3 protein-coding genes are annotated in these 1,997 nt (G+C 53.7%); all 3 read left to right on the top strand.

The features are described from left to right. The coding region (gene xseA, locus ACTHUM_RS12415) for an exodeoxyribonuclease VII large subunit (RefSeq protein WP_440403001.1) at nt 1-875 on the top strand (875 nt) is incomplete at its 5' end. A gap of 123 nt (nt 876-998) precedes the next feature. Beyond that, entirely contained in the window at nt 999-1,778 is a 780-nt protein-coding gene (gene pssA, locus ACTHUM_RS12410) for a CDP-diacylglycerol--serine O-phosphatidyltransferase (protein WP_107792490.1), read from the top strand. Between the two features lies 1 nt (nt 1,779). Beyond that, nucleotides 1,780-1,997: TSUP family transporter (locus tag ACTHUM_RS12405; protein ID WP_440403000.1), on the top strand; the 218-nt coding region annotated here is incomplete at its 3' end.

Here is a 1,997-nt window from a genome sequence, read left to right as displayed (position 1 = left end):
CCTTAAACCGCCGCGCACCCGAAATCCCCGTTATCGTTTATCCGACGCCCGTACAAGGCACAGGCAGCGAGTTGCAAATTGCCCAAGCGATTAAAACCGCTTCGCAACGCGCCGAATGTGACGTGCTGATTGTCTGCCGTGGCGGCGGCAGCATTGAAGACTTATGGGCGTTTAATGAAGAGCCGGTCGTACGCGCCATTGAGGCCTGCGCAATTCCCGTTGTCAGCGGCGTAGGACACGAAACCGATTTCACACTCGCCGATTTCGTCGCCGACGTACGCGCACCGACACCGACCGGCGCAGCAGAATTGGTCAGCCCCAACCGCCAAGAATCGCTACTTCGTCTAGCCCAAGCGCAAGGCCGTCTGAAAACTGTTTTGGAACAACGCTATTTCGATGCCAGCCAAAAACTCGACTGGCTCGCACGGCAAATCCGTCATCCGCGCCAAAAACTTGACGATCAGCGCGCTTCAATCAGCAAGCTGGCGCAAATGCTGTCTTACTCGATGACGCAAAACATCCGCGCCCATACCGCCCGTTTTGAACGCCAAACCCAAACCCTGAAACATTGCCGTCCTGATGTTTCCGTTTACAAAAACAACATAACCCACTTTCAGACGGCCTTGTCGCATTCCTTCCGCCAGCTGCTTGCCCACCGCCGTCAAAGCCTGACCGCCCAAGCCGCATTGCTCGAAGCCGTATCTCCACAGCATATTCTGGAGCGAGGTTTCTCCGTCGTCAAAAACACACGCGGACAAGTCATCCGCAATGCCGATACATTGAAACAAGGACAGAAACTGCACATCACTTTTGCCGACGGCGAAACCGACGTACGCGTGACCAAAGAGCAGGCGCAGGGTGAGTTGTTTGACTGATGGAATAAAGGCCGTCTGAAACTTTATGCCGATAAAGTGAAACTATGCCTGCCTTTTAAAAATCCTTAACCTGCCAATGCGGTATAATGCCTCATCTGCACACGCAGCATATACGGAAACATTATGGACAACGCACAAAATACAGAAAATCCGATTCCTCCACGCAACTCCATCCGCAAAAACAGCATTTACCTGCTGCCCAATTCCTTTACCATCGCCGCGCTGTTTTGCGCGTTCTTCGCCATTACCCAGTCCATGCACGGACGTTATGAAACAGCGGCGATTGCAGTTTTCCTTTCCATGCTACTCGACGGCATGGACGGACGCGTAGCGCGGCTGACCAACAGCCAAAGCGCGTTCGGCGAACAGCTCGACAGCCTTGCCGATATGGTCAGCTTCGGCGTGGCACCTGCCCTAATTGCCTACAAATGGCAACTTTGGCAGTTTGGCAAAATCGGCTATTCCGTCGCCTTTATCTACTGCGCCTGCGCCGCCCTGCGTTTGGCGCTGTTCAACACGCTTATCGGCAAAGTCGATAAACGCTGGTTTATCGGCGTTCCAAGCCCGACCGCCGCTGCGTTGATTGTCGGCCTGATTTGGGTCAATCACAGCATCGAACGTTTCCCCGGCGTGCATTGGTGGGCATTGGGTATCACCCTGTTTGCCGGCATTTCCATGATTGTGCAGATTCCGTTTTGGAGCTTCAAAGAAATCAACATCCGCCGCCAAGTGCCGTTTATGGGCATGGTGTTGGCCGTGTTGGTATTACTGCTCATCAACTGGAAGCCTTCGCTCGTCCTCTTCCTGTTTTTCCTCGGTTACAGCCTGTCCGGTTATGTGATGGCAGTCATCCGTTGGTTTAAAAAACGCCATAAAACTCACAAACACGACAAGGCCGTCTGAAATGTGGTCTTGGGACATCATCCTTTCCCTGCTCGCCGTTGGCAGCGCGGCGGGCTTTATTGCCGGACTATTTGGCGTAGGCGGTGGTACGTTGATCGTCCCCGTCGTCTTATGGGCATTGCAACTGCAAGGCATAGGCGGCCACCCCTATGCCCAGCATCTTGCCATCGGCACTTCCTTTGCCGTAATGGTGTTTACCACCTTCTCCAGTATGTACGC

This window comes from Neisseria sp. P0021.S006 (genome assembly GCF_051956895.1).
The sequence above is the reverse complement of the archived record's forward strand: the minus strand, read 5'-3'. Positions and strand labels throughout refer to the sequence as shown.